General features: G+C 40.5%; 33 protein-coding genes and 2 pseudogenes. 31 read left to right on the top strand and 4 right to left on the bottom strand.

The window, feature by feature from the left end; all coding sequences use genetic code 11:
• Nucleotides 1-97 precede the first annotated feature (97 nt).
• On the top strand, nucleotides 98-1,237 hold the full coding sequence (dnaJ, locus tag FJN11_RS08515; RefSeq protein WP_049551711.1) for a molecular chaperone DnaJ: 1,140 nt from the start codon (nucleotides 98-100) through the stop codon (nucleotides 1,235-1,237).
• Nucleotides 1,238-1,297: 60 nt separating this feature from the next.
• Here the strand turns inward: dnaJ and FJN11_RS08510 are convergent, their stop codons facing one another.
• From FJN11_RS08510 to FJN11_RS08500, 3 genes are read right to left on the bottom strand one after another with little or no spacing between them, the layout of a single operon-like run.
• Entirely contained in the window at nucleotides 1,298-1,975 is a 678-nt protein-coding gene (locus FJN11_RS08510) for a hypothetical protein (RefSeq protein ID WP_125852213.1), read from the bottom strand.
• Between the two features lie 60 nt (nucleotides 1,976-2,035).
• Complete coding sequence (locus FJN11_RS08505) at nucleotides 2,036-2,323, bottom strand: hypothetical protein (protein ID WP_000777754.1); 288 nt, start codon at nucleotides 2,321-2,323, stop codon at nucleotides 2,036-2,038.
• A gap of 9 nt (nucleotides 2,324-2,332) precedes the next feature.
• Entirely contained in the window at nucleotides 2,333-2,743 is a 411-nt protein-coding gene (locus FJN11_RS08500; RefSeq protein ID WP_140224455.1) for an HIT family protein, read from the bottom strand.
• Nucleotides 2,744-2,810: 67 nt separating this feature from the next.
• Between FJN11_RS08500 and FJN11_RS08495 the strand changes: the two genes are divergently transcribed.
• Both FJN11_RS08495 and FJN11_RS08490 read left to right on the top strand, forming a co-directional pair.
• The gene (locus FJN11_RS08495) at nucleotides 2,811-3,542 is read left to right on the top strand and encodes an ABC transporter ATP-binding protein (RefSeq protein WP_140224454.1); all 732 of its coding nucleotides are present in this window, start codon (nucleotides 2,811-2,813) and stop codon (nucleotides 3,540-3,542) included.
• The gene (locus tag FJN11_RS08490) at nucleotides 3,539-4,588 is read left to right on the top strand and encodes an ABC transporter permease (protein ID WP_140224453.1); all 1,050 of its coding nucleotides are present in this window, start codon (nucleotides 3,539-3,541) and stop codon (nucleotides 4,586-4,588) included. Before FJN11_RS08495 ends, FJN11_RS08490 begins: the two co-directional genes overlap by 4 nt.
• Nucleotides 4,589-4,649: 61 nt before the next feature.
• Here FJN11_RS08490 and FJN11_RS08485 read toward each other — a convergent pair whose 3' ends face one another.
• A complete protein-coding gene (locus tag FJN11_RS08485; RefSeq protein WP_140224452.1) occupies nucleotides 4,650-4,979 on the bottom strand; it encodes a helicase BlpT in 330 nt (109 codons plus the stop codon).
• Nucleotides 4,980-5,274: 295 nt separating this feature from the next.
• On the opposite strand from FJN11_RS08485, the gene FJN11_RS08480 reads away from it, so the two are divergent.
• The 28 genes and pseudogenes from FJN11_RS08480 (at nucleotide 5,275) to FJN11_RS08340 (ending at nucleotide 24,211) form a co-directional block, all read left to right on the top strand.
• Complete coding sequence (locus FJN11_RS08480; protein WP_140224451.1) at nucleotides 5,275-6,012, top strand: response regulator transcription factor; 738 nt, start codon at nucleotides 5,275-5,277, stop codon at nucleotides 6,010-6,012.
• A gap of 13 nt (nucleotides 6,013-6,025) precedes the next feature.
• Nucleotides 6,026-7,375, top strand: a complete 1,350-nt coding sequence (locus FJN11_RS08475) for a sensor histidine kinase (protein ID WP_140224450.1) — start codon at nucleotides 6,026-6,028, stop codon at nucleotides 7,373-7,375.
• Between the two features lie 233 nt (nucleotides 7,376-7,608).
• Nucleotides 7,609-7,800 (top strand): hypothetical protein, encoded by a 192-nt coding sequence (locus FJN11_RS11030; RefSeq protein WP_425471104.1) that lies wholly within the window; start codon nucleotides 7,609-7,611, stop codon nucleotides 7,798-7,800.
• 211 nt (nucleotides 7,801-8,011) lie between these two features.
• Nucleotides 8,012-8,176 (top strand): hypothetical protein, encoded by a 165-nt coding sequence (locus FJN11_RS08465; protein WP_084927027.1) that lies wholly within the window; start codon nucleotides 8,012-8,014, stop codon nucleotides 8,174-8,176.
• Entirely contained in the window at nucleotides 8,173-8,577 is a 405-nt protein-coding gene (locus FJN11_RS08460; RefSeq protein WP_140224448.1) for an immunity protein, read from the top strand. Before FJN11_RS08465 ends, FJN11_RS08460 begins: the two co-directional genes overlap by 4 nt.
• Before the next feature lie 82 nt (nucleotides 8,578-8,659).
• Complete coding sequence (locus FJN11_RS08455) at nucleotides 8,660-9,043, top strand: immunity protein (RefSeq protein WP_181146409.1); 384 nt, start codon at nucleotides 8,660-8,662, stop codon at nucleotides 9,041-9,043.
• Between the two features lie 128 nt (nucleotides 9,044-9,171).
• Nucleotides 9,172-9,279: pseudogene (locus FJN11_RS10865) on the top strand (ComC/BlpC family peptide pheromone/bacteriocin); the annotation flags it as partial.
• Between the two features lie 14 nt (nucleotides 9,280-9,293).
• Nucleotides 9,294-9,614, top strand: a complete 321-nt coding sequence (locus tag FJN11_RS08440) for a hypothetical protein (protein WP_000645118.1) — start codon at nucleotides 9,294-9,296, stop codon at nucleotides 9,612-9,614.
• Between the two features lie 28 nt (nucleotides 9,615-9,642).
• Nucleotides 9,643-10,332 carry a CPBP family intramembrane glutamic endopeptidase gene (locus FJN11_RS08435; RefSeq protein ID WP_140224446.1) on the top strand — a complete coding sequence of 230 codons (690 nt, stop codon included), beginning with the start codon at nucleotides 9,643-9,645 and terminating at the stop codon, nucleotides 10,330-10,332.
• Between the two features lie 41 nt (nucleotides 10,333-10,373).
• Nucleotides 10,374-10,622 (top strand): immunity protein BlpZ, encoded by a 249-nt coding sequence (gene blpZ / locus FJN11_RS08430; RefSeq protein ID WP_140224445.1) that lies wholly within the window; start codon nucleotides 10,374-10,376, stop codon nucleotides 10,620-10,622.
• 30 nt (nucleotides 10,623-10,652) lie between these two features.
• Nucleotides 10,653-11,264: a CPBP family intramembrane glutamic endopeptidase gene (locus tag FJN11_RS08425; protein WP_140224444.1), complete on the top strand. Its 612-nt coding sequence runs from the start codon at nucleotides 10,653-10,655 to the stop codon at nucleotides 11,262-11,264.
• 161 nt (nucleotides 11,265-11,425) lie between these two features.
• The gene (ccrZ, locus tag FJN11_RS08420; protein WP_000362999.1) at nucleotides 11,426-12,220 is read left to right on the top strand and encodes a cell cycle regulator CcrZ; all 795 of its coding nucleotides are present in this window, start codon (nucleotides 11,426-11,428) and stop codon (nucleotides 12,218-12,220) included.
• Complete coding sequence (gene trmB / locus FJN11_RS08415; RefSeq protein WP_001266094.1) at nucleotides 12,217-12,852, top strand: tRNA (guanosine(46)-N7)-methyltransferase TrmB; 636 nt, start codon at nucleotides 12,217-12,219, stop codon at nucleotides 12,850-12,852. The genes ccrZ and trmB overlap by 4 nt, the downstream gene beginning before the upstream one ends.
• Before the next feature lie 125 nt (nucleotides 12,853-12,977).
• The gene (gene rimP / locus FJN11_RS08410) at nucleotides 12,978-13,457 is read left to right on the top strand and encodes a ribosome maturation factor RimP (protein WP_078352895.1); all 480 of its coding nucleotides are present in this window, start codon (nucleotides 12,978-12,980) and stop codon (nucleotides 13,455-13,457) included.
• 43 nt (nucleotides 13,458-13,500) lie between these two features.
• The gene (nusA, locus tag FJN11_RS08405) at nucleotides 13,501-14,637 is read left to right on the top strand and encodes a transcription termination factor NusA (RefSeq protein ID WP_000032285.1); all 1,137 of its coding nucleotides are present in this window, start codon (nucleotides 13,501-13,503) and stop codon (nucleotides 14,635-14,637) included.
• 21 nt (nucleotides 14,638-14,658) lie between these two features.
• Entirely contained in the window at nucleotides 14,659-14,952 is a 294-nt protein-coding gene (gene rnpM, locus FJN11_RS08400) for an RNase P modulator RnpM (RefSeq protein ID WP_023947158.1), read from the top strand.
• Nucleotides 14,945-15,244: a YlxQ-related RNA-binding protein gene (locus FJN11_RS08395; RefSeq protein WP_140224443.1), complete on the top strand. Its 300-nt coding sequence runs from the start codon at nucleotides 14,945-14,947 to the stop codon at nucleotides 15,242-15,244. The genes rnpM and FJN11_RS08395 overlap by 8 nt, the downstream gene beginning before the upstream one ends.
• A 16-nt stretch (nucleotides 15,245-15,260) precedes the next feature.
• Nucleotides 15,261-18,053, top strand: a complete 2,793-nt coding sequence (gene infB / locus FJN11_RS08390; RefSeq protein ID WP_140224442.1) for a translation initiation factor IF-2 — start codon at nucleotides 15,261-15,263, stop codon at nucleotides 18,051-18,053.
• 250 nt (nucleotides 18,054-18,303) lie between these two features.
• Nucleotides 18,304-18,654, top strand: a complete 351-nt coding sequence (gene rbfA / locus FJN11_RS08385; protein ID WP_001273601.1) for a 30S ribosome-binding factor RbfA — start codon at nucleotides 18,304-18,306, stop codon at nucleotides 18,652-18,654.
• 171 nt (nucleotides 18,655-18,825) lie between these two features.
• The gene (locus FJN11_RS08380; protein WP_001067003.1) at nucleotides 18,826-19,329 is read left to right on the top strand and encodes a hypothetical protein; all 504 of its coding nucleotides are present in this window, start codon (nucleotides 18,826-18,828) and stop codon (nucleotides 19,327-19,329) included.
• A gap of 20 nt (nucleotides 19,330-19,349) precedes the next feature.
• Nucleotides 19,350-19,907, top strand: coding sequence for a C1 domain-containing protein (locus tag FJN11_RS08375; protein WP_053090677.1), 558 nt, complete (start codon nucleotides 19,350-19,352; stop codon nucleotides 19,905-19,907).
• A 12-nt stretch (nucleotides 19,908-19,919) separates the two neighbouring features.
• Nucleotides 19,920-21,029 carry an SPFH domain-containing protein gene (locus FJN11_RS08370; RefSeq protein WP_140224441.1) on the top strand — a complete coding sequence of 370 codons (1,110 nt, stop codon included), beginning with the start codon at nucleotides 19,920-19,922 and terminating at the stop codon, nucleotides 21,027-21,029.
• A gap of 40 nt (nucleotides 21,030-21,069) precedes the next feature.
• A pseudogene (locus FJN11_RS08365) lies at nucleotides 21,070-21,156 on the top strand (30S ribosome-binding factor RbfA); the annotation flags it as partial.
• 150 nt (nucleotides 21,157-21,306) lie between these two features.
• On the top strand, nucleotides 21,307-22,086 hold the full coding sequence (locus FJN11_RS08360; protein WP_181146408.1) for a hypothetical protein: 780 nt from the start codon (nucleotides 21,307-21,309) through the stop codon (nucleotides 22,084-22,086).
• Nucleotides 22,079-22,270 (top strand): hypothetical protein, encoded by a 192-nt coding sequence (locus tag FJN11_RS10860; RefSeq protein WP_246039374.1) that lies wholly within the window; start codon nucleotides 22,079-22,081, stop codon nucleotides 22,268-22,270. The genes FJN11_RS08360 and FJN11_RS10860 overlap by 8 nt, the downstream gene beginning before the upstream one ends.
• A 109-nt stretch (nucleotides 22,271-22,379) precedes the next feature.
• Entirely contained in the window at nucleotides 22,380-22,613 is a 234-nt protein-coding gene (locus tag FJN11_RS08350; protein WP_000368739.1) for a DUF1858 domain-containing protein, read from the top strand.
• Entirely contained in the window at nucleotides 22,613-23,947 is a 1,335-nt protein-coding gene (locus FJN11_RS08345) for a DUF438 domain-containing protein (protein WP_140224440.1), read from the top strand. Before FJN11_RS08350 ends, FJN11_RS08345 begins: the two co-directional genes overlap by 1 nt.
• A gap of 9 nt (nucleotides 23,948-23,956) precedes the next feature.
• Nucleotides 23,957-24,211 carry a DUF1912 family protein gene (locus FJN11_RS08340; RefSeq protein ID WP_000119707.1) on the top strand — a complete coding sequence of 85 codons (255 nt, stop codon included), beginning with the start codon at nucleotides 23,957-23,959 and terminating at the stop codon, nucleotides 24,209-24,211.
• Nucleotides 24,212-24,247 lie beyond the last annotated feature (36 nt).

Raw genomic sequence — 24,247 nt, 5'->3', positions numbered from 1 at the left:
CCTAAATTCTCGGAAAAAAGATAAATCTGCCTAGGAGCATCGCTCCAGCGTCAGATTTCCTATTTTTCAGTCGAATTTTACGGTCTTGGTATCTTGTATGAACAATACTGAATTTTATGATCGTCTGGGGGTGTCCAAAAACGCTTCGGCAGACGAGATCAAAAAGGCTTATCGTAAGCTTTCGAAAAAATACCACCCAGATATCAACAAGGAGCCTGGTGCTGAGGACAAGTACAAGGAAGTTCAAGAAGCTTATGAGACTTTGAGTGACGACCAAAAACGTGCAGCCTACGACCAATATGGTGCGGCTGGAGCCAACGGTGGCTTTGGTGGTTTCGGTGGTGGAGCTGGCGGTTTCAACGGGGCAGGAGGCTTCGGTGGTTTTGAGGACATTTTCTCAAGTTTCTTCGGCGGAGGCGGTGCTTCACGTAATCCAAATGCTCCTCGCCAAGGGGATGACCTCCAGTATCGTGTTAACTTGACCTTTGAAGAAGCTATTTTTGGAGCTGAAAAAGAAGTTAAATACAACCGTGAAGCAAGCTGTCGTACATGTAATGGCTCTGGTGCTAAGCCAGGAACAAGCCCAGTCACTTGTGGACGCTGTCATGGCGCTGGTGTCATTAACGTCGATACGCAGACTCCTCTTGGTATGATGCGTCGTCAAGTAACCTGTGATGTCTGTCACGGTCGCGGAAAAGAAATCAAAGATCCATGTACAACCTGTCACGGAACAGGTCATGAAAAACAAGCCCATAGCGTACATGTGAAAATCCCTGCTGGTGTAGAAACAGGTCAACAAATTCGCCTAGCTGGTCAAGGTGAAGCAGGATTTAACGGTGGACCTTATGGTGACTTGTATGTAGTGGTTTCTGTGGAAGCCAGCGATAAGTTTGAACGTGAAGGAACCACTATTTTCTATAATCTGAACCTCAACTTTGTCCAAGCAGCTCTTGGTGATACAGTAGATATTCCAACTGTTCACGGTGATGTTGAATTGGTTATTCCAGAGGGTACTCAGACTGGTAAGAAATTCCGTCTACGTGGCAAGGGAGCACCGAGCCTTCGTGGCGGTGCAGTTGGTGACCAATACGTTACCGTCAATGTTGTAACACCGACAGGCTTGAATGACCGCCAAAAAGCAGCCTTGAAAGAATTCGCAGCTGCAGGTGATTTAAAAGTCAATCCAAAGAAAAAGGGCTTCTTTGACCATATTAAAGATGCCTTTGAAGGAGAATAACACAAAAAGAGCCGTTGGGCTCTTTTTACTTTATTCTTTGTAATGTTAGCATTGGAACAATCACTCATCGGCTGATTTTCTATCAGATCTTTGCTTGAGCAAGCCAGCTGCATCCATATCTTGGATGAGTTGCTTGATTTCCGCTTCTTTACCAGGCTTAATGGTAACGGTATCAATATGGTTGATTGCAGAGTTATCCTGAATATCCACTAAAGTCAAGGCTTTTTCATAGAATGCAATTCCCTTTTTTAGACTTTCCTGATCCTTCCAATATAGAACTGAGTAATCAGGATTTGGTTTCTTTCCGATTTCTTGTAAATAATTCCTACTTTCCTTCTTTAAAAATTGCAATAAACCATGATTGAACAAGTTATCCCCTACTTTATAGTAGGAGATATCTCCAGTCTGTAGGACATAGACTTCGAGTTGGTTTTTGGTGAGATTTGGACTTTCTTTTAAGACGGGATGGCTATTGATGACCTCATCTGAGAAAGTAACATAAAAATTTAAGCCCCCACCCTCGTATTTATATCTTCCATTTGATTTTACTTTCTTAGGAGGCATGTCAAGGGAGGTAAAGATTTGTTTGAGGGTGTTATTTCCCTTGTGAATGTCAATCGGTGAGGCTCTGAAGGCAAAAAACAGTACTAGAAATGCTAGGACCGCAAGAAGGCTAAGGCAACCACAAGGGATTAGGATGATCTGTGCCAGAATTTTAAAAAACTGTTTCATTTTCATTCCTCTTTTTTGTTTGACCCTGACAACCTAAAATAGATTTAAGGAAAGTTCATGGCTCTTTTACTTATCTTCGATTTCCTGTGTTTCTTTTATCACAGCTAGTCTAGTCTGGATATCTTTTTCCAAGACCTTAAACTTGTAAGTCAGGTCTTCTTGATATTCCTTGATGAGTTCTTTTTGTTGGTCGATGATTTGTAGGCTGTTTTGGATAATATCCACATCGTCCTTGATAGCTTGAACGCGGTCAGTGGTATTCAAGACTTCATCTGTGATGGTTTGACGATTTTTTGTGACCAGATAACTTCCGGCTGCAGCTCCTGCAAATAGCAGTAGGTTGGATAATTTCATGGCAACTCCTTAGGCATTTTTGATGGTTTCAGCGACTTGAGCAAGTTTTTCAAAGTCTGGTTCGTGGGCGATAAAATCAATCTTGAGGTCATCGTCCGCACTGTAGCGAGGCACGAGGTGAACGTGGGTATGGAAGACGGTTTGCCCTGCGATTTCTTCACAGTTGGCAATGATATTCATACCAGCGGCCTTGGTAGCTTTCATGACTTTTTGAGCAACTTTTGGCACTTGGGCAAAGAGTTGGTTGGCGCTAGTAGCGTCCATTTCCAAAAGATTGCGATAGTGTTCCTTTGGCACGACCAAGGTGTGTCCTGGTGTCACTTGAGAGATATCAAGAAAGGCAAGAACCTGCTCATCTTCATATACTTTTGAAGCAGGAATTTCCCCTGCGATGATTTTACAAAAAATGCAATCTGACATAAAATCTACCTCTACTGTATTGAATTTTGATATAATATAGCTACATTATACCAGATTTGGAGAAAATATGTTAGAAATAAAAAACCTGACAGGTGGCTATGTTCATGTTCCTGTTTTGAAAGATGTGTCCTTTACTGTTGAAAGTGGGCAGCTGGTCGGTTTGATTGGTCTCAATGGTGCTGGGAAATCAACGACAATCAATGAGATTATTGGTCTGTTGACACCTTATAGTGGTTCCATCAATATCAATGGCTTGACCCTGCAAGAAGATGTAACGAACTATCGCAAGCAAATTGGCTACATTCCCGAGACACCTAGCTTGTATGAGGAATTGACCCTCAGAGAGCATATCGAAACGGTTGCCATGGCTTATGGTATTGAGCAGAAATTAGCTTTTGAACGAGTAGAACCTTTGTTAAAAATGTTTCGTCTTGACCAGAAATTAGACTGGTTTCCTGTTCATTTTTCAAAAGGGATGAAGCAGAAGGTCATGATTATCTGTGCTTTTGTGGTGGATCCGAGTCTTTTTATCGTGGATGAGCCTTTCCTTGGTCTGGATCCGCTGGCTATTGCAGACTTGATTCAGCTTTTGGAAGTGGAAAAGCAAAAAGGCAAGTCTATTCTCATGAGTACCCACGTGCTGGATTCGGCGGAGAAGATGTGTGATGCCTTTATCATTCTTCACAAGGGAGAGGTGCGTGCCAAGGGAAATCTCCTGCAACTGCGCGAAGCCTTTGATATGCCTGAGGCTAGTTTGAATGATATTTACTTGGCTCTGACCAAAGAGGAGGAGCTATGAAAAACTTGTTTTTAAAGAGAAAGCAGGCTTTTCGTAAGGAGTGTCTTGGTTATCTGCGCTATGTGCTTAATGACCACTTTGTCTTGTTCCTGCTTGTCTTGCTGGGCTTTCTAGCCTACCAGTACAGTCAACTCTTGCAAGATTTTCCTGAAAATCATTGGCCTATCCTTTTGTTTGTAGGAATTACGTCTGTTTTACTGTTGCTTTGGGGAGGAATTGCCACCTATATGGAGGCTCCAGACAAGCTCTTTCTCTTGGTCGGAGAAGAGGAAATCAAACTCCATCTCAAGCGTCAAACTGGCATTTCCCTAGTCTTTTGGCTCTTTGTGCAGACCCTTTTCTTGCTGTTATTTGCGCCTTTATTTTTAGCCATGGGTTATGGCTTGCCAGTTTTTCTGGTCTATGTGCTTTTATTGGGGGTAGGAAAATATTTCCTCTTTCGTCAAAAGGCCAGCAAATTTTTCACGGAAACTGGACTGGATTGGGACTATGTCATTTCCCAAGAAAGCAAGCGCAAGCAAGTCTTGCTTCGTTTCTTTGCCCTCTTTACGCAGGTCAAGGGAATTTCAAACAGCGTCAAGCGTCGTGCCTATCTGGACTTTATCCTAAAGGCTGTTCAGAAGGTGCCTGGGAAGATTTGGCAAAATCTCTATCTGCGTTCTTATCTGCGAAATGGAGACCTCTTTGCCCTCAGTCTCCGTCTGCTCTTGCTTTCTTTGCTGGCGCAGATTTTTATCGAGCAAGCTTGGATTGCGACAGCAGTGGTGGTTCTCTTTAACTATCTCTTGCTCTTCCAGTTGCTGGCTCTCTATCACGCCTTTGACTACCAGTATTTGACTCAACTCTTTCCGCTGGACAAGGGGCAAAAAGAAAAAGGCTTACAGGCTGTAGTCCGAGGATTGACCAGTTTTGTTTTACTTGTGGAATTAGTTGTTGGGTTGATTATCTTCCAAGAAAAACTGCCCCTTCTAGCCTTGCTGGGTACAGGTTTGGTTTTACAAGTCTTGTACCTACCTTATCAGGTAAAACGTCAGATGCAGGACTAACATTGCTTATATGATATTAAAAAAGAAGTTGAGTTCAGTTTGTCTCAGCTTCTTTTATTTTCTACAGGATAATGGTTGGTCCGTAGAGACTCAACTTGGTCTTGACTTGGTCAAAGTGGAAGCGGTCATAGGCCCGCCAAGCGGCGCGAGTAGGGGCATCTGGATCAAGAGCGCTGAGTCCCATGAGAAGACTGGAAGTCTGGTAAAATTTTTCCAGTTCAATCAAGACTCGATTATCCACAGTCTCAGCCCTGGCTAGAAAACCAAGAATAGAGTTTAATTGCTCCTGAAAGCGGACATCGTCAGCGCTTGCCTGTTTGCATGCTTGGTAGGCTTTGTTTAAGTCAGTAATCAAAGTCTGAGCTCTTTTGATAGGGTCTGTATCTGTCATGAAAATTCCTCCTTTAATTTGGGTGCCAGTCTTGGTTCTAACAACTGTATTTTGATACTGTCAGTCTATCACTTTTATCTCCTTTTTCACCAAAAAATCTTTAATTGCCCTTGAAATTTCCTGAATGGTACTATTAAGATTTTATGATAAAATAGTGGTAAGATTATCATGCTTATTTGAGGAACAAGCTACCTTTCAGGAGCGTTGAAGGCCTGTTTAGGATTTGGTGGGCTTGTATCATAGTATTTTTGCTATTCTCTTTTTAGGAAGAAATTGAAACAAGGAGAGTAAGAAGATGAGAATATTTGTTTTAGAAGATGATTTTTCCCAACAGACTAGGATTGAAACGACGATTGAGAAACTTTTGAAGGAACATCATATCACTCTCAGCTCTTTTGCGGTCTTTGGTAAGCCAGATCAACTGCTGGCAGAGGTGCATGAGAAGGGAGCTCATCAGCTATTCTTTTTGGACATTGAGATTCGAAATGAGGAGATGAAGGGTCTGGAAGTGGCTAGAAAGATTCGGGATCGGGATCCTTATGCCCTGATTGTCTTTGTGACGACTCACTCGGAGTTTATGCCCCTGTCCTTTCGCTATCAAGTGTCAGCTTTGGACTACATTGATAAGGCCTTGTCGGCAGAGGAGTTTGAATCTCGGATCGAGACAGCCCTCCTCTATGCCAATAGTCAAGATAGTAAAAGTCTGGCGGAAGATTGCTTTTACTTTAAATCAAAATTTGCCCAATTCCAGTATCCTTTTAAAGAAGTTTACTATCTCGAAACGTCGCCCAGAGCCCATCGTGTTATTCTCTATACCAAGACAGACAGGTTGGAATTTACAGCGAGTTTAGAGGAGGTTTTCAAGCAGGAACCTCGTCTCTTGCAGTGTCATCGTTCTTTTCTCATCAATCCTGCCAATGTGGTTCGTTTGGATAAGAAAGAAAAACTCCTTTTCTTTCCTAATGGCGGAAGCTGTATGATTGCGCGTTATAAGGTCAGAGAAGTGTCTGAAGCTATTAATAACTTACACTGAGCTAGGAGAGTTTATGAATATTGCTTGGATATTGTTGTATACACTTGTTACTCATGGGCTAGAAATTGTCATTTTCTTTAAGGTGGATGGAATTGGTATCACTTTTGAGAGGATTTTTAAGGCTTTTCTTTTTAAGATACTGTTGGCCTTTGTTTTTTTAATGATTGAATATATGGTAGGATATAATTACCTATTTTATTTTATGGAACCCTTGTACGGCATAGGCTTATCTTTCTTATTGTTAAGAGGACTTCCTAAAAAACTCCTTCTCTTTTATGGTCTCTTTCCAATGATATTAGTGAATCTCTTTCATAGAGGTGTTTCCTATTTTGTGCTTCCATTTTTGGGACAAGGGCAAGTATATGATGACTACTCATTTGCTTGGTTATGTATAATAATTTTCAATTTCTTCATTTCCCTAGTCTTTTTGAAATGGTTGGACTATGATTTCACTAACTTGAGAAGGGAGATTCTAGATAAAACTTTTCAAAAGTCCCTGACTAAGATTAACTGGATAATGGGAGCCTACTATTTGGTGATGCAAAGTCTGTCTTTCTTTGAATATGAACAAGGTATTCAATCAAAGACTGTTCGCCATCTGATTCTGGTGTTTTACTTTCTCTTTTTTATGGGGATTATCAAGAAACTGGATACCTATTTGAAGGACAAACTCCATGAGAGATTGGACCAAGAGCAGACCTTGCGCTACAGAGATATGGAACGCTATAGTCGGCATATAGAGGAACTTTACAAGGAAGTCCGGAGCTTTCGCCATGACTACACTAACCTCTTAACCAGCTTACGTCTGGGCATTGAAGAGGAGGACATGGAGCAGATAAAAGAGGTCTACGACTCGGTCTTAAAGGATTCCAGTGAGAAATTGCAGGACAATAAATATGACCTTGGTCGATTGGTAAATATTCGTGATAAAGCCCTCAAAAGTCTTCTAGCAGGGAAATTTCTAAAAGCTAGAGATAAGAAGATTATCTTTAATGTCGAAGTTCCTGAGGAGATTCAGGTCGAGGGGATGAGCCTGCTTGATTTTCTAACCATTGTGTCTATCCTTTGTGACAATGCTATTGAAGCCAGTGCAGAGGCCAGTCAACCTCATGTTTCAATCGCCTTTTTAAAAAATGGAGAACAAGAGACCTTTATCATCGAAAATTCCATTAAAGAAGAGGGTATAGACATTTCTGAGATTTTCTCCTTTGGAGCAAGTTCTAAAGGGGAGGAGAGAGGAGTTGGTCTCTATACCGTCATGAAAATTGTGGAAAACCATCCTAATACCAGTCTGAATACCACCTGTCAAAATCAAGTCTTTCGTCAGGTTTTAACAGTTCACTCGATGTCGGTTGATGATTAGAAGATTTGTGGAAAGAAGTACTGCTTGCAGTCATCAATTAAAATGCCATAGTATATGAGGTATCCTATATGAATAAGAAATCCTTTTTTATCATCTGTTCTACGTTGATTATAGCATCGAATCTTCTCATGATTTCCGTGGTGAACAAGGGAGAAGAAACGGGGAGCAACCTGTTTGTGATTGCTATAGCCTGTGTTATGTTACCATCATTCTTATATGCGGTTGAGAACCGAATGACTTCTTTAATTCGGACAGGGTCAGTAGCTTTACTCTTATTGACAGTATTGTCCTTAGTCCGTCTTGTCAACAGAATAGAGAGGACGCCTGAAATTCTCAACATTATCATTACCCTCCTGGTTTTGGCAGGTGGGACAGCCTGTATCCTTGTTGCGATCATGAGGATATATGAGAACAGACGGAAGTAAGGGTGAATCGTTTTCGATTTTAGGTCTTTACGTTGTTAAATTCCCTTAGGGCAAGTATGTTTTCATGCTTGCTTTTTAAATTTTTTTACAATTCAAGATGTTTTGATGACCATTTATGATTTGGGTGATTCAAGGTAAAAATGAGTGCTATACTGGCAGTGTAAAGGGTGTGGCTAAACTAAGATAAAGCATACATTTAGGAGGAAATTTTATGAAGAAAAAAATACTGATTATTTTCGTTCTATATCTGATCATGTCTATCCTTCTTTATCCGCTTAGGGAGAGTATTTGGTATCATCTATTTTATACCATAGCCTATGTGATTGCAGCTATGATTTATTTTGCTATCATGAAAAAGAAAGGAGAAAAGAAATGAAAACTTTTCTTGCTAAAAAACGGAACATCTTTCTTGCAAGATTGTTCCTAGGTCAGTTGCCTTTGCTTGTCTCTACTTATTTATTTCTATCTCGTCAGTTTTTAAATTTTTCCTTGGTTTTCCAATTTCTTTTAGTGGTTATTAACTTGGCTTCTATTTTGGTCACTGTTTACCTCACTAGAGAAATGAGGATAAGAAAGTTTGAAGATGATGATTTGGTTAGTCCTAGAACCAATCAACTCATGTTCATCGGCTTGACAGGTTTTATGTCTATTATTTGTTTGTATAGAGGTGTCACAGCAGGAGAATTCTATCAACAACTAATCGCTTATATCGGTGCCATTCTCTGCTTGGTTATCATGCTTCTGCTCATATGGGGCTTGAAGTATTATAAAAAGTAGCTTGCCTTCTTTTTCTGACAGAATCTTTGATTAGAAGGCTCTATTAAACTGTCCGTGAAATAAGTGAATGGAGGTATTTAAAATGAAATATAGATTATTTCTTGTTATTTTCTTGAGTAGTATTTTGAATATTCTTTTAGGGACATTCTTACAAATCTCTAATGAATCGATTGGGTGGCTTGTTCTTTACAGTGGCTTGTTTGAAGCAGGAGTTTTTCTTCTTACCAATAAAGGGTTTGCGGTCCAAATCAAGGAGGCAGACATTCAAAACCGTTTTAAATTTATTTTTAGGAAAACGATATGGTTTCAAATTCTTTTGCTTATCTTTTTGATGATTAAACTTTATCTTGGTTTGGATGCGAGGTTGATTTTATTCTATGGACATATTTTCATTGTCTTTAATGCTTTAGTATATCTATTATCTAGTAGTCGGGTTAGTCTTAAAAAGAACAAACTGTCTTCTTAATCTTGCAGTAGTAGAGCCTGGCAAGGGTAGGTCATAGTAGGGAGGAGTTATATGAAAAAACACCCTATTCTTTTCAAAACGAGTGCCATTCTTTCTTATTTATTTTTGTTTTTTGGATTGTTTTGGACAACCCAACTTTGGACCAATTAAATGGTAAGTGGCCTATTATACATCTTTCAAAACCATGTGGTCCTTATGGTATAGGGGGAACTCCCAACTCATGTAATGGTATTTAAAAAGGATTGAAGCTATGAAGGCAAAATATGGGAATCAAATTGTTGATGTTTGGGAAATTGGTCAAGCAACTCCTAAACCAAGTTGGGTAGAGGAAGCTTTTCAAAAAAATTATATGGTTTGGTTGGATAATCATGTGCGCATTCTAATGGCAGGTCTTAACACTTCTCTCGCAACGAATATCAAGTTTGGTCTAGTTGGAACAGTTGGAGGAGGATTTGCTGGTTATGGGATGTATGTTCTTGGTTATCCAGGTGATTATATAGATATCACCAATCATAGAGTTGTTTCTGCTAAAACATTTCACAAAAGTTATCAAATTTTAGAAAATGATTAGCTATCATTTAATTGTAATGGAGAAAGCTATGAAAAAACATCCTATTTTTTTCAAAGCGAGTGCAATTCTTTCTTATTTATTTTTGTTTTTCGGACTGTCTTGGACGACCCAATTTTGGAGCAATTATTGGGAGTTCTCGTCTTGGGTAGGAAATATTATCTGGATTCGAAACATCATCAGCCTTCTCTTTATCGGCTTGATGGTTTGGATTTTGGTCAGGTCGGGCCATGCTTATCTCTTTCGTATCCCTAGAAAAAGGTGGTTGAGCTATTCTGTTCTGACGGTGTTAGCCGCTGTTGTGCTTATCTGCTTTAACTATCTGACAGCTAAACACGTTCAGGGAACCAATGAAGGGTGGAATTTGTTTATTGCCTATAGTGAGACAAATTTTGCGGAGTTTGGTGTTTACCTAACCTTAATCGTGCTAGGACCTCTGATGGAAGAATTGGTATGTAGGGGATTGCTTCAACATGCCTTCTTTAAGAATTCGAGGTGGGGGCTGGATCTTCTCTTTCCGTCATTCTTATTTGCCTTGCCCCACTTTTCTAGCTTGCCAAGTCTCGCAGATATTTTTGTCTATACGGCAGTGGGCTGTCTATTTGCCTGTCTAACACGTTATACGAAGAGTATCTATCCTTCTTATTCGATTCATATTGTTAATAATATCATCGCAAACTTACCATTTTTGCTCACTTTTCTACATAGGGTTTTGGGGTAAAAAACCAAAAGGCTTGCTTTTCAGCCATAGAGGAGATCACCATGTATAAACACTTATTTTTCCTAGATTCAAAAACCTTAGACTGGTTGACACCCTATATTCTAGTCTTGGCTTCTGACACCATTGCCTTTAATGTTTTTGTGCTAACCTTTGTGTCTGCGGTGGTCTTTAATTTCCTGAATCCCATGCTAGCTTTAATGGCTATCTTCTTAGGGGGTGGTTATGTGGTCGGATTTTGGTTACTCAAATGGTTTGTTTTGGAAAGACTAGAGTTAAAGGATGACTTGTAGGGAAGTTTGTTTGTTGAGGAGGATAGTTTTATGGCCATTTTTAATAAGTGTCATGCCTTGTTTTTGGGATTTTTAGTATTTGCAATCGTTGGTGCGGCGGGATATTCCGTCAATCAAGGAGATTATTTTCAACACCAGTACACATTCATTGTTGTAAAGAGTCTCTTGCTTTGCCTTAGTATTGGCTATGCGAGATGGTTTGATATGATTTCTTTCGGGGTTTTAAGTAAGAAGCAACTCTTGCTCTTCATTGGAATCTTTCTTCTCACGGTGCTGGTAAATATAGGCTATCATGCCTTTTTCTCAGTTGCTTCTGGTGCTTCGGCTCAACACCTTGAGAAAACGAGTAATGGACTTTCGCTTTCCTTTATTGTAAATGTCACGGTTTTGGCACCTATCCATGAGGAACTCCTGTTTAGAGGACTTCTTCAGGGTGCGTTTTTTGACAATTCTTGGCTAGGACTTGTACTGACTTCCTCTCTCTTTTCTTTCATGCATGAACCTTATGACGTGCCTTCATTTTTCTATTATCTACTTGGTGGTTTGTTGCTGGGCTTTGCTTATAAAAAAAGCCAAAACCTATGGGTTTCTACTCTAGTTCACATGTTTTACAATGCTTGGCCACTCTTATATTATTTATAAAAATCACGAAAAGGTAAGCAGAAGACGGTGCTTGCCTTTTTCTTTCTATAATGATAGCCCGAGCCAATTGAGAGGCTTTTCTTTGAGAATCGGGTTAGAGCGGTTGACGAATAGGCCAAAAACTAGTAGAATAGTAAGGAAACTTTATACGGAGGAAAGAAATGGATTTGGGTGATAATGAGCTAACACTGACTCCCATACCTGGGAAAAGTGGCAAGGCTTATATGGGTAGCTATCCTGATGGGAAGCGCATCTTTGTAAAAATGAACACCTCTCCAATCCTACCTGGTCTAGCTAGAGAACAAATTGCTCCACAATTATTATGGAGTCGCCGTTTGGCAGATGGGCGTGATATGTGTGCTCAAGAATGGTTGACAGGCAAAATATTGACCCCCTATGATATGAATCGTAAACAAATCGTCAATATCTTAACCCGTCTGCATCGCTCACGTCCGTTGATGACACAGTTGAGTCGTTTGGGATATGCCATGGAAACACCTGTAGATTTACTACAGTCTTGGCAAGAAACGGCTCCAGATGCTTTGCGTAAAAATCATTTTATCAGTGAAGTGATGGCTGATTTACGTCAGACTATTCCAGGATTTAGAGAGGACCATGCGACCATTGTCCATGGAGATGTACGACATAGTAATTGGATTGAGACAGACAGTGGCTTGATTTATTTGGTGGATTGGGATTCGGTTCGCTTGACCGATCGCATGTTTGATGTGGCCCATATGCTCTGCCATTATATTCCAGAACATCAGTGGAAGGAATGGTTGACCTACTACGGTTACAAGTACAATCAAACGGTATTAAATAAATTGTATTGGTACGGTCAATTGTCTTACTTGAGCCAGATTTCCAAGTATTATATGAACCAAGATTTAGAAAATGTCAATCGGGAGATTCATGGCTTGCGTCACTTCCGAGACAAGTATGGAAAGAGAAGATGAGAGTTAGAAATCGTAAAGGGGCGACAGAATTACTAGAGGCAAATCCCCAGTATGTGGTCCTCAATCCCTTAGAAGCAAAGGGGAAATGGCGGGACTTGTTTGGCAATGATAATCCCATTCATGTGGAAGTTGGAAGTGGAAAGGGTGCCTTTGTTTCAGGTATGGCCAAACAAAATCCTGACATCAACTATATCGGGATTGATATTCAAAAGTCTGTTTTGAGCTACGCTTTGGACAAGGTGCTTGAAGTTGGAGTGCCTAACATCAAGCTCTTGTGGGTAGATGGTTCTGACTTGACTGACTACTTTGAAGACGGTGAGATTGATCGCTTGTATCTGAATTTTTCAGATCCGTGGCCTAAAAAACGCCATGAAAAGCGTCGTTTGACCTACAAGACCTTCCTGGATACCTTTAAACGTATCTTGCCTGAAAATGGAGAAATTCATTTCAAGACGGATAACCGTGGCTTGTTTGAGTACAGCCTAGTGAGCTTTTCTCAGTATGGCATGAAGCTCAATGGTGTCTGGCTTGATTTACATGCCAGTGATTTTGAAGGCAATGTCATGACAGAATACGAGCAAAAATTCTCCAACAAGGGGCAAGTTATCTACCGAGTTGAGGCAGAATTTTAAGAAATAGCCTAAAATCAGGCTGTACAAGTGCTTTTGCTTTACATAAGTTGGCAAACGTGCTATACTAATAGCAAGAATATGAAAAGTGAGGCGGGGAAATATCTTCGCCTCTTGCTTATGAGGAGGTGGACGCAATCGCAACAATCGTAGAATTAGTCAGAGAAGTTGTAGAACCTGTCATAGAAGCACCTTTCGAACTCGTGGATATCGAGTATGGAAAGATTGGCAGTGACATGATTCTCAGTATTTTTGTAGATAAACCTGAAGGAATTACCTTGAACGACACGGCAGACTTGACAGAAGTTATCAGTCCTGTCCTAGACACCATCAAGCCAGATCCCTTCCCAGAACAATATTTCCTAGAAATCACCAGTCCAGGCTTGGAACGTCCTTTAAAAACCAAGGATGCTGTTGCTGGAGCGGTTGGGAAATACATCCATGTCGGGCTCTATCAAGCCATCGATAAGCAAAAGGTCTTTGAAGGAACCCTGTTGGCCTTCGAAGAGGACGAGTTGACTATGGAATATATGGACAAAACGCGTAAGAAAACCGTCCAAATTCCATACAGTTTAGTATCAAAAGCACGTTTAGCAGTTAAATTATAGAAAAAGAAAGGATAGCTTTTGAAGATTCAAAAGTGAAGAAAACATGAGTAAAGAAATGCTAGAGGCCTTCCGCATTTTGGAAGAAGACAAGGGAATCAAAAAAGAAGATATCATCGACGCAGTAGTAGAGTCGCTTCGTTCCGCTTATCGCAGACGCTATGGTCAATCAGACAGCGTAGCTATTGACTTCAACGAAAAAACAGGTGACTTTACCGTTTATACTGTCCGTGAAGTTGTTGATGAAGTATTTGATAGCCGTTTGGAAATCAGCTTGAAAGATGCTCTTGCCATTAATTCAGCCTATGAGCTCGGCGATAAGATCAAATTTGAAGAAGCACCTGCTGAGTTTGGTCGTGTAGCAGCTCAATCTGCCAAACAAACTATCATGGAAAAAATGCGCAAGCAAACACGTGCCATCACTTACAATACTTACAAAGAACATGAGCAAGAAATCATGTCTGGTACAGTAGAACGCTTTGACAACCGCTTTATCTATGTCAATCTCGGTAGCATCGAAGCCCAATTGTCAAAACAAGACCAAATTCCTGGTGAAGTTTTTGCTTCTCATGATCGTATCGAAGTGTATGTCTACAAGGTTGAAGACAACCCTCGCGGTGTCAACGTCTTTGTTAGCCGTAGCCATCCAGAAATGATCAAACGCTTGATGGAGCAAGAAATTCCAGAAGTTTATGATGGAACTGTTGAAATCATGAGCGTGGCTCGAGAAGCTGGTGACCGTACTAAGGTTGCCGTTCGTAGCCATAATCCAAACGTAGACGCTATCGGTACAATCGTTGGACGCGGCGGAGCGAATATCAAGAAGATTACTAGCAAGTTCCACCCAGCACGTTACGATGCCAAGAGCGACCGTATGGTGCCAATCGAAGAAAACATAGACGTTATCGAGTGGGTAGCAGATCCAGCTGAATTTATCTACAATGCCATTGCCCCTGCTGAGGTTGATCAAGTTATCTTTGATGAAAACGACAGCAAACGTGCCTTGGTGGTTGTTCCTGATAACAAGCTTTCTCTTGCCATCGGTCGTCGTGGACAAAACGTTCGCTTGGCAGCTCACTTGACTGGTTACCGTATCGATATCAAGTCTGCTAGCGAATTTGAAGCCATGGAAGAAGCTGGTTCGGTAGATTTGGAAGCAGAAAACGATACTGTAGAAGAATAAAAGCTGCTAGAGGAGGGAAAGATGAAAACGAGAAAAATCCCTTTGCGCAAGTCTGTTGTGTCTAACGAAGTGATTGATAAGCGTGATTTGCTCCGCATTGTCAAGAACAAGGAAGGACAAGTCTTTATCGATCCAACAGGCAAGGCCAACGGCCGCGGCGCTTATATCAAGCTAGACAATAAAGAAGCCATAGAGGCTAAAAAGAAGAAGGTCTTTAACCGTAGCTTTGACATGGAAGTAGAAGAAAGCTTTTATGATGAGTTGATCGCTTATGTGGATCACAAAGTGAAAAGAAGAGAGTTAGGACTTGAATAAGCAAAAGATAAGTAATCTCTTGGGACTTGCTCAGCGAGCAGGGCGTATCATATCGGGTGAAGAATTGGTGGTCAAGGCCATTCAAGATGGCAAGGCCAAGATGGTCTTTCTAGCCCATGATGCTGGACCCAATCTAGCCAAGAAGATTCAAGATAAAAGTCAATATTATCAAGTAGAAATTGTAACCGTGTTTTCAACACTGGAATTAAGCATAGCAGTCGGAAAATCGAGAAAGGTTTTGGCTGTAACAGATGCTGGATTTACAAAGAAAATGAGGTCTCTTATGGAATAGAAGAGGAGGACATGATTTGTCTAAGAAAAGATTGTACGAAATCGCAAAAGAACTTGGAAAAGAAAGTAAAGAAGTTGTAGCGCGTGCAAAAGAGTTGGGCTTGGATGTGAAAAGCCACTCATCAAGTGTGGAAGAAGCTGTCGCTGCAAAAATCGCTGCCAGCTTTAAGCCTGTAGCTGCTCCGAAAGCAGAAGTAAAACCTGCAGTACCAAAAGCAAGTGCAGAAAAGAAAGTCGAGAAATCTGAGCCAGCTAAATCAGCTGTGGCCAAGGAAGAGGCAAAAGCAGCTGAGCCAGTTGCTCCTAAAACAGAAAAAGCAGCAGCTAAACCGCAAAGTCGTAATTTCAAGGCTGAGCGTGAAGCCCGTGCCAAAGAGCAGGCAGAACGACGCAAGCAAAATAAGGGCAATAACCGTAACCAACAACAAAACGGCAACCGTCAGAAAAACGATGGCCGTAATGGTGGAAAACAAGGTCAAGGTAACCGCGACAATCGTCGCTTTAATGACCAAGCTAAGAAACAGCAAGGTCAGCAAAATCGTGGTAATGAGCGCCGTCAACAAGAGGACAAACGTCCACGTCAAGCGGCTCCACGTGTTGACTTTAAAGCCCGTGCAGCAGCCCTAAAAGCAGAGCAAAATGCAGAGTACGCCCGTTCAAGTGAGGAACGTTTCAAGCAGACTCAGGCTGCCAAAGAAGCCTTGGCCCAAGCTAATAAACGCAAGGAGCCAGAGGAAATCTTTGAAGAAGTGGCTAAGTTAGCTGAACAAGCGCAACAAGTTCAAGCAGTGGTTGAACCAGCTCCTGTAGCTAAAGAAGCGCCAGTGGATACACGTCGTAAAAAACAAGCTCGACCAGACAAAGAACGTGATGATTATGATCACGAAGAAGATGGTCCTAGAAAACAACAAAAGAATCGAAGTAGTCAAAATCAAGTGAGAAATCAAAAGAATAGTAACTGGAATAACAACAAAAAGAACAAAAAAGGCAATAATAAGAACAACCGTAATCAGGCTCCAAAACCTATTACAGAACGTAAATTCCATGAATTGCCAACAGAATTTGAATATACAGATGGTATGACTGTTGCGGAAATCGCAAAACGTATCAAACGTGAACCAGCTGAAATCGTTAAAAAACTCTTTATGATGGGTGTCATGGCCACACAAAACCAATCTTTGGATGGGGAAACAATTGAACTCCTCATGGTGGATTATGGTATCGAAGCCAAACAAAAGGTTGAAGTGGATAATGCCGACATCGAACGTTTCTTTGTCGAAGATGGTTATCTCAATGAAGATGAATTGGTTGAGCGTCCACCAGTTGTAACTATCATGGGACACGTTGACCACGGTAAAACAACACTCCTAGATACCCTTCGTAACTCTCGTGTTGCGACAGGTGAAGCAGGTGGTATCACTCAGCATATTGGTGCCTACCAAATCGTGGAAAATGGCAAAAAGATTACCTTCCTTGATACACCAGGACACGCGGCCTTTACATCTATGCGTGCGCGTGGTGCATCTGTTACCGATATTACTATCTTGGTCGTAGCGGCAGATGACGGGGTTATGCCTCAGACTATCGAAGCCATTAACCACTCAAAAGCGGCCAACGTTCCAATCATCGTAGCCATTAACAAGATTGATAAACCAGGTGCTAACCCAGAACGCGTTATCGGTGAATTGGCAGAGCATGGTGTTATGTCAACAGCTTGGGGTGGAGATTCTGAATTTGTTGAAATCTCAGCTAAATTCAATCAAAATATCGAAGAATTGTTGGAAACAGTCCTTCTTGTGGCTGAAATCCAAGAACTCAAGGCAGACCCAACAGTGCGTGCGATCGGTACAGTTATCGAAGCGCGCTTGGATAAAGGAAAAGGAGCAGTCGCAACCCTTCTTGTTCAACAAGGTACCTTGAATGTCCAAGACCCAATCGTTGTCGGAAATACCTTCGGTCGTGTCCGTGCTATGACTAATGACCTTGGTCGTCGTGTTAAGGTTGCTGGACCATCAACGCCAGTCTCAATCACAGGTTTGAATGAAGCTCCAATGGCGGGTGACCACTTTGCTGTTTACGAGGATGAAAAATCTGCGCGTGCAGCAGGTGAAGAACGTGCCAAACGTGCCCTTATGAAACAACGTCAAGCTACCCAACGTGTCAGCCTTGAAAACCTCTTTGATACGCTTAAAGCTGGTGAACTCAAGTCAGTTAACGTCATCATTAAGGCCGACGTACAAGGTTCTGTTGAAGCTCTTTCTGCCTCACTTCAAAAGATCGACGTGGAAGGTGTCAAAGTTACCATCGTTCACTCAGCGGTCGGTGCTATCAATGAATCTGACGTGACCCTTGCCGAAGCTTCAAATGCCTTTATCGTTGGTTTCAATGTACGCCCTACACCACAAGCTCGTCAACAAGCAGAAGCTGACGATGTGGAAATCCGTCTCCACAGCATTATCTACAAGGTTATCGAAGAGATGGAAGAAGCTATGAAAGGGATGCTTGATCCAGAATTTGAAGAAAAAGTTATCGGTGAAGCAGTTATCCGTGAAACCTTCAAGGTATCTAAAGTGGGAACTATCGGTGGATTCATGGTTATCAACGGTAAGGTTACCCGTGACTCTAAAGTCCGTGTTATCCGTGATGGTGTCGTTATCTATGACGGCGAACTTGCAAGCTTGAAACACTACAAAGACGACGTAAAAGAAGTAACTAACGGCCGTGAAGGTGGATTGATGATCGATGGCTACAATGATATCAAGATGGATGATGTGATTGAGGCTTATGTCATGGAAGAAATCAAGAGATAAGATTTTTGCTCCTTTCTTAGGTGGTGAGGGACGCAAGTAAACCGATGGTTTCATTGCTTATTTTTGAGTCTAGGGTCTCAAAAATCCCCTGTGATGGGACTGATAAATCAGTTCCATCACTTTCACCACGGCGAAAGAAGCAGATGATTTCAAATTGAACTTCGTTTCAATTTGAAATGAAAATCAAGAAGTTTAAAAATAGCTAGGTCTGCTGGCCTAGCTTTTGGTTCAAAGTAGAGAAAGGAATATCATGGCAAATCATTTCCGTACGGATCGTGTGGGCATGGAAATCAAGCGTGAAGTCAATGAGATTTTGCAAAAGAAAGTCCGTGATCCGCGTGTCCAAGGTGTGACCATCACAGATGTTCAGATGCTAGGTGACTTGTCTGTAGCCAAGGTTTACTACACCATTTTGAGTAACCTTGCTTCAGATAATCAAAAAGCTCAAATCGGGCTTGAAAAAGCAACTGGTACCATTAAACGTGAACTTGGTCGCAATTTGAAATTGTACAAAATCCCAGATTTGACCTTCGTCAAAGACGAGTCCATCGAATATGGAAACAAGATTGACGAAATGCTACGCAATCTGGATAAGAACTAAGAAGAGGGGCAACCCTCTTTTTTGGTGGAGGAAAATATGTGGCATTTGAAATGGAAAAATATTCTTTTAACTAGAATTCTGTATTTTTAAAGGTTAGCTAAATAGAAAATGCTTTTTTTTTTTTTAGCAAATATGATATGATGATTTCATAAATAAAAGGAGATTTTATCAATGAATAATGTAAAAAAAGTTTGTCGTTTAGCTTTGCTATGTCTTTCCGTCTCTACTCTAGTTGCTTGTAGTTCTCTTTCTGAAAAAACAAGTAGCTCTTCTAGTGAGAATCAAACAGAAGCTTCATCTAGTAGTTCTGAGAAGAAAGGGTTGTTTGCTAAAGCAAAAGAAAAACTCAGTTCAAGCGATTTTAACCCACAAGATGTTAGCGATACGACAATTGAGTCTATAAAAACCTATGAAGATTACTTGATTATGAATGAGAAAATAATCGATAATTACTATACAGAAGCAGACGAAGCCTTTAAAGGGACTGTTTTAGAAGATAGTGCTGCTATCCAAGAACTGAAAGATAGCACTAAAAAAGAGATGGAAGATCTGAAAAAACAATATGGTCCACTCAAGAAAGCACCGATTCAAGGAAAAGAAGAAGTGATTAAGACTCTAAAAGATTATCGTGATAATCTACATGAACAAGTGGAGCAGTGGAAAGCTAGTCTTTAATAGGAAGAGTGGAGTTCAATATGGATTATCAATTATTGCCACATGAATACATGGTTATGAATAGTGACCATGTGAGTTTTGGGAAAAATGGTTTGGCTACAGATGAATTAATTTTAACGAATCTACACTTAATACATATCAAAAAAAGTTTTTGGGGAGGGAAAAAAGACCAGGTTACCATTCCTATTAACCAGATTAAAATTTTTGAAGGGAAACCTCAAGTTTCAGTAACCAAAACCAATGGTATGAAACGGTTGGAAATTTATTATAATGGCGGGCAAGCTATCTTTTCATTTAATAATACTAAGGATACTGACAAGTGGGCTAGAAACATTATTAAATTGATTTCAGGTGATACAAGTAATTTTGAAACCTTGGGAGATAGTAGCTTGTTTGGAGCAGATGTTTTGGCAGAAACATTTAAGGATACATTTGACACTTTTAAAGCAGGGCTTGGGATTAAGGATGCAGAGCCAGAAAAGATTTCAACCAAGTGTAGCTTTTGTGGAGCACCTTTGTCAGGTCAAGTGAAGCAAACAGTGAGATGTGCCTATTGTGATATGGAGCAGAGTTTATAAGGGGGCAATTAAATGGGGTTGATAAAAGCAATCACAGATTCTATTGGTGGAACATTTGCAGATCAGTGGAAAGAAATTATCACAGTTCATGCTTTTGATGAACATACAGCTGTAAGTCCAGGTATTGTTCAAGAAAGTAATAATGGTAGAGGTGTCAATACGCAGGGATCTGTAGGTATTATTTCGAACGGATCCAAGATTTTTATTCCAGAAAATACTGCAGCCTTTATCTTTAGTCAGTCTGGTATCGAGGAAATTATTACAGAACCAGGTGGATATGAATACCAAAATGGCGAAAGCAGTGTTTTTAACGGTGATGGATTGAAAAAGTCACTGTTTGACAATGTTGTTAATCGTGTTGGATTCGGTGGTCAAAGTGATCAGCAAAAACAGATTTGTTTTGTTAATTTGAGAGAAATTCGTGATATTAAATTTGGGACTCGCGGTCCAGTCATGTATAATGATTTGTTTTATGGGACAGATTTAGAAGTACGTGCTTTTGGAACATTTTCTATCCAAATTACAGATGCTAAGCAATTTATCAGAAACTTTCTTCCTCCCAATGTGACTTATTATACCTTTGATAGCGCTCAAGCTAGATCACAAATAGTGACAGAATTTCTTCAATCTTTTATTGTTGCACTTAATTCTTTGTCAACAACTTATCGTATTTCACAATTACCCTCACAAGCTGCAGTTCTTGCGGAACAAGTATCAAATGATGGACAGTATGCAGGGACTTGGAAAGAACGTTTTGGATTTGAGATTGTAAAAGTTGCCATTGCTAATATTGAGTTCTCACCAGAATCTAAGGAACTGGTTAAACAATTTTCATCAAATAAGATGAATTTAAAAGCTTATGATGATGTATCGCAGAAATCTTCTAATATTGCAGCACAACAAAAAATTGCATCAGGAGTGGAGCAACATGGTCTAGGTGATAGTGCTGGAATGATATTTGGAATGAATATGGCTCAAAGTTTAGATGAAAAAGCCATGAAACCAAGTCTATCATTAGATGAGCAAATCGAAGCCCTTACAAAACTAAAATCTCTTTTAGATGCAGGTATATTATCTCAGGAAGAATTTGATCGAAAGAAAAAAGAAATTATGGATTTATAATGATAGGAACTAAGCATCGTTATGAATAAAAAAGTGATATCTCCCAGATTTGATCTTCGTCAAAGATGAATCCATCGAGTATGGAAACAAGATTGACGAGATGCTACGCAATTTTGATAAGAACTAAAGAAGAGGGACAACCCTCTTTTTTAGTTGTCAGAGTAAGATAATTGGTATTTGACGATGTATTTATCTTATAAAAATCGGTTTAAAAATTTGTAAATCTCAAATAGTATGATATGATAAAACTTGATATGAATGAAAAATGGAGATACATATGGCTAAAAAAGATATAGCAATGCAAGTGCTACAACAAGTGGTGAAATTGCCTGTAGTCAAAGTTGACCGTGAGAAATTTTTAGTTGAAAAGTTTTCCAAAGAATTAGGGCACAAGAACCTTAATAAGTTAATAGAACAAGGTCCGGCTACTATGTTACCTAAAGTAACCTTGGACCGAGTAGCTAAGGCTTGTATTAATGAAAATGTATTACTCGCGAGTGGGGCTTCTATTTTGGCAGGTTTACCTGGTGGGATTGCCATGGCTATTACTATTCCCACTGATGTTGCTCAATTTTACGGTTTTTCTCTGAAATTAGCTCAAGAAATAGGTTATATATACGGCTTTGATGATCTTTGGTCCTCACGAGAGGAATTGAGTGAAGAAGCCCAAAAAACACTTTTACTGTATCTTGGTGTGATGTTAGGGGTTGATGGTGCAGGTGCTCTACTTCGCTTTAGTGGTGTTATAGTAACTAAAAAAATGATAAATGTAGTGAACAAAAAAGCATTTACAAAGACGATTTGGTATCCTGTTTTGGAAAAAGTCTTGAAAGTTTTCGGTGTTAACTTGACAAAAGGAGGATTGACAAAAGGATTGGGAATCGTAGTTCCAATTCTAGGTGGTTTGATTTCTGGAGGATTAACCTTTGCAACTATGAAAACAATGGGTGAAAGGCTACAAAAAGAGTTGTCCAAACTAGTAAACTATAGTGAAGTTCAATATCAAGAAGATGTTGAAACAATCCGAAAAGAGGTTGAAATAATCGAGGGTGAGTGAGACGAACCCTATCAAAGCTTTTGCTAAAATCTATGGTAATTACTTTTTGACCATGCAAGGTGTAAAAGTAATGAAAACGATAAAGAAAGATGACCATGCCGTTGTCGGTCTGGGAAAACTCTTTATTGCAGATAAGCTAATGGATACGGCTCGGTGGCTCATTAAGCCAGAGGATAAGGAATAACTTGAAAATGAAAGAAACTAGCAGGAACTCCACTGCTAGTTTTTTAATCTCTTTCCTTATGGTATAATAAAATAAATAATATCATTTATAAACGATAATGGAGGTCGTAATGGACAATATCATCGATGTGTCAATTCCTGTTGCAGAAGTGGTGGACAAGCATCCAGAAGTCTTGGAAATCCTAGTGGAACTCGGTTTTAAACCACTTGCTAACCCCTTGATGCGCAACACAGTCGGTCGCAAAGTATCGCTTAAGCAGGGTTCTAAGCTTGAAGGAACTCCTATGGACAAGATTGTCCGCACACTAGAAGCGAACGGCTACGAAGTGATTGGATTAGACTAATGGCAGATGAACGGATTCATATCCTACGGGATATTTTGTTAGAATTGCACAATGGCGCCTCTCCTGAATCAGTTCAGGAGCGCTTTGATGCGACCTTTACAGGTGTTTCGGCCATCGAGATTTCCCTTATGGAGCACGAGCTGATGAACTCAGACTCAGGTGTCACCTTTGAAGATGTTATGGAACTCTGTGATGTCCATGCCAATCTTTTTAAAAATGCTGTTAAGGGTGTCGAAGTTGCAGATACTGAGCATCCAGGCCACCCAGTTCGTGTCTTCAAGGAAGAAAATCTGGCTCTCCGTGCAGCTTTAATTCGCATTCGGAGGTTGTTAGATACCTATGAGTCTATGGAAGACGAGGAAATGCTTTCGGAGATGCGTAAGGGTTTGATCCGTCAGATGGGACTTGTGGGTCAATTTGATGTCCATTACCAACGTAAGGAAGAGCTCTTCTTTCCAATCATGGAGCGCTATGGACACGACTCACCTCCTAAAGTTATGTGGGGAGTGGATGACCAGATTAGGGAACTCTTTCAAACAGCTTTAGCGACAGCCAAGTCACTACCTGAAGTGCCGATTTCCACTGTAAAAGAAGCTTTTGAAGCCTTTGCGACAGAGTTTGAAAGTATGATTTTCAAGGAAGAGTCCATACTTCTCATGATTCTCCTTGAGTCCTTTACTCAGGATGACTGGCTTCAGATTGCAGAGGAGAGCGACGCCTATGGTTATGCCATCATTCGTCCGTCTGAAAAATGGGTGCCAGAAAGACAGAGTTTTGTTGAGGAAAAGATTGCAGAGGAGACTGTACAGTTAGATACGGCAGAAGGCCAGGTTCAACAAGTCATAGATACACCAGAAGGCCAGTTCACCATTACCTTTACCCCTAAGGAAAAGGGAGCAGTGCTGGACCGTCATAGTCAACAGGCTTTTGGCAATGGCTATCTTTCAGTCGAGCAGGCCAATCTCATCCTCAATCACCTTCCCATGGAGATTACTTTTGTCAATAAAGACGACATTTTCCAGTATTACAATGACAATACGCCAGCTGATGAGATGATTTTCAAACGGACACCGTCCCAAGTCGGGCGTAATGTTGAACTTTGCCATCCGCCTAAGTACTTGGATAAGGTAAAGACCATCATGAAGGGGCTTCGTGAAGGAAGCAAAGATAAGTATGAAATGTGGTTCAAGTCTGAGTCGCGAGGCAAGTTTGTCCACATCACCTATGCCGCTGTACACGATGAAAACGGAGAATTCCAAGGAGTGCTGGAATACGTTCAGGATATTCAGCCCTACCGTGAGATTGATACGGACTATTTCCGTGGATTAGAATAAGGAGAAAAAATGAGTTACGAACAAGAATTTATGAAGGAATTTGAAGCTTGGGTCAATACCCAGATTATGATTAACGATATGGCGCACAAGGAAAGCCAAAAAGTCTACGAAGAAGACCAAGACGAGCGTGCCAAAGATGCAATGATTCGTTACGAAAGCCGCTTGGATGCCTATCAGTTCTTGCTTGGAAAATTTGAAAATTTCAAGGCAGGTAAAGGATTCCATGATTTACCAGAAGGCTTGTTTGGTGAGCGGAATTATTAAACGAGATAGATTCTTGATTTTTTACTAAAATCTTGA

It is taken from the genome of Streptococcus symci, assembly GCF_006385165.1.
In the GTDB taxonomy this organism is placed as follows: Bacteria; Bacillota; Bacilli; order Lactobacillales; family Streptococcaceae; genus Streptococcus; species Streptococcus symci.
This window is presented reverse-complemented; position numbering and strand designations above follow the sequence as displayed.

Excerpts from the sequence above, each read along its gene's own strand:
- FJN11_RS08360 (WP_181146408.1), top strand. The coding sequence starts at position 21,307 with ATGGCTAAAAAAGATATAGCAATGCAAGTGCTACAACAAGTGGTGAAA.
- blpZ (WP_140224445.1), top strand. The coding sequence starts at position 10,374 with ATGTATAAACACTTATTTTTCCTAGATTCAAAAACCTTAGACTGGTTG.
- nusA (WP_000032285.1), top strand. The coding sequence starts at position 13,501 with ATGAGTAAAGAAATGCTAGAGGCCTTCCGCATTTTGGAAGAAGACAAG.
- FJN11_RS08490 (WP_140224453.1), top strand. The coding sequence starts at position 3,539 with ATGAAAAACTTGTTTTTAAAGAGAAAGCAGGCTTTTCGTAAGGAGTGT.
- FJN11_RS08510 (WP_125852213.1), bottom strand. The coding sequence starts at position 1,975 with ATGAAAATGAAACAGTTTTTTAAAATTCTGGCACAGATCATCCTAATC.
- FJN11_RS08500 (WP_140224455.1), bottom strand. The coding sequence starts at position 2,743 with ATGTCAGATTGCATTTTTTGTAAAATCATCGCAGGGGAAATTCCTGCT.
- FJN11_RS08455 (WP_181146409.1), top strand. The coding sequence starts at position 8,660 with ATGAAATATAGATTATTTCTTGTTATTTTCTTGAGTAGTATTTTGAAT.
- FJN11_RS08495 (WP_140224454.1), top strand. The coding sequence starts at position 2,811 with ATGTTAGAAATAAAAAACCTGACAGGTGGCTATGTTCATGTTCCTGTT.
- FJN11_RS08345 (WP_140224440.1), top strand. The coding sequence starts at position 22,613 with ATGGCAGATGAACGGATTCATATCCTACGGGATATTTTGTTAGAATTG.
- FJN11_RS08505 (WP_000777754.1), bottom strand. The coding sequence starts at position 2,323 with ATGAAATTATCCAACCTACTGCTATTTGCAGGAGCTGCAGCCGGAAGT.
- FJN11_RS08380 (WP_001067003.1), top strand. The coding sequence starts at position 18,826 with ATGAATAATGTAAAAAAAGTTTGTCGTTTAGCTTTGCTATGTCTTTCC.
- FJN11_RS08340 (WP_000119707.1), top strand. The coding sequence starts at position 23,957 with ATGAGTTACGAACAAGAATTTATGAAGGAATTTGAAGCTTGGGTCAAT.
- FJN11_RS08440 (WP_000645118.1), top strand. The coding sequence starts at position 9,294 with ATGAAGGCAAAATATGGGAATCAAATTGTTGATGTTTGGGAAATTGGT.
- ccrZ (WP_000362999.1), top strand. The coding sequence starts at position 11,426 with ATGGATTTGGGTGATAATGAGCTAACACTGACTCCCATACCTGGGAAA.
- FJN11_RS08480 (WP_140224451.1), top strand. The coding sequence starts at position 5,275 with ATGAGAATATTTGTTTTAGAAGATGATTTTTCCCAACAGACTAGGATT.
- FJN11_RS08435 (WP_140224446.1), top strand. The coding sequence starts at position 9,643 with ATGAAAAAACATCCTATTTTTTTCAAAGCGAGTGCAATTCTTTCTTAT.
- FJN11_RS11030 (WP_425471104.1), top strand. The coding sequence starts at position 7,609 with ATGACTTCTTTAATTCGGACAGGGTCAGTAGCTTTACTCTTATTGACA.
- FJN11_RS08370 (WP_140224441.1), top strand. The coding sequence starts at position 19,920 with ATGGGGTTGATAAAAGCAATCACAGATTCTATTGGTGGAACATTTGCA.
- rnpM (WP_023947158.1), top strand. The coding sequence starts at position 14,659 with ATGAAAACGAGAAAAATCCCTTTGCGCAAGTCTGTTGTGTCTAACGAA.
- dnaJ (WP_049551711.1), top strand. The coding sequence starts at position 98 with ATGAACAATACTGAATTTTATGATCGTCTGGGGGTGTCCAAAAACGCT.
- rbfA (WP_001273601.1), top strand. The coding sequence starts at position 18,304 with ATGGCAAATCATTTCCGTACGGATCGTGTGGGCATGGAAATCAAGCGT.
- FJN11_RS08350 (WP_000368739.1), top strand. The coding sequence starts at position 22,380 with ATGGACAATATCATCGATGTGTCAATTCCTGTTGCAGAAGTGGTGGAC.
- trmB (WP_001266094.1), top strand. The coding sequence starts at position 12,217 with ATGAGAGTTAGAAATCGTAAAGGGGCGACAGAATTACTAGAGGCAAAT.
- FJN11_RS08375 (WP_053090677.1), top strand. The coding sequence starts at position 19,350 with ATGGATTATCAATTATTGCCACATGAATACATGGTTATGAATAGTGAC.
- FJN11_RS08460 (WP_140224448.1), top strand. The coding sequence starts at position 8,173 with ATGAAAACTTTTCTTGCTAAAAAACGGAACATCTTTCTTGCAAGATTG.
- FJN11_RS08425 (WP_140224444.1), top strand. The coding sequence starts at position 10,653 with ATGGCCATTTTTAATAAGTGTCATGCCTTGTTTTTGGGATTTTTAGTA.
- FJN11_RS08465 (WP_084927027.1), top strand. The coding sequence starts at position 8,012 with ATGAAGAAAAAAATACTGATTATTTTCGTTCTATATCTGATCATGTCT.
- FJN11_RS08475 (WP_140224450.1), top strand. The coding sequence starts at position 6,026 with ATGAATATTGCTTGGATATTGTTGTATACACTTGTTACTCATGGGCTA.
- FJN11_RS08485 (WP_140224452.1), bottom strand. The coding sequence starts at position 4,979 with ATGACAGATACAGACCCTATCAAAAGAGCTCAGACTTTGATTACTGAC.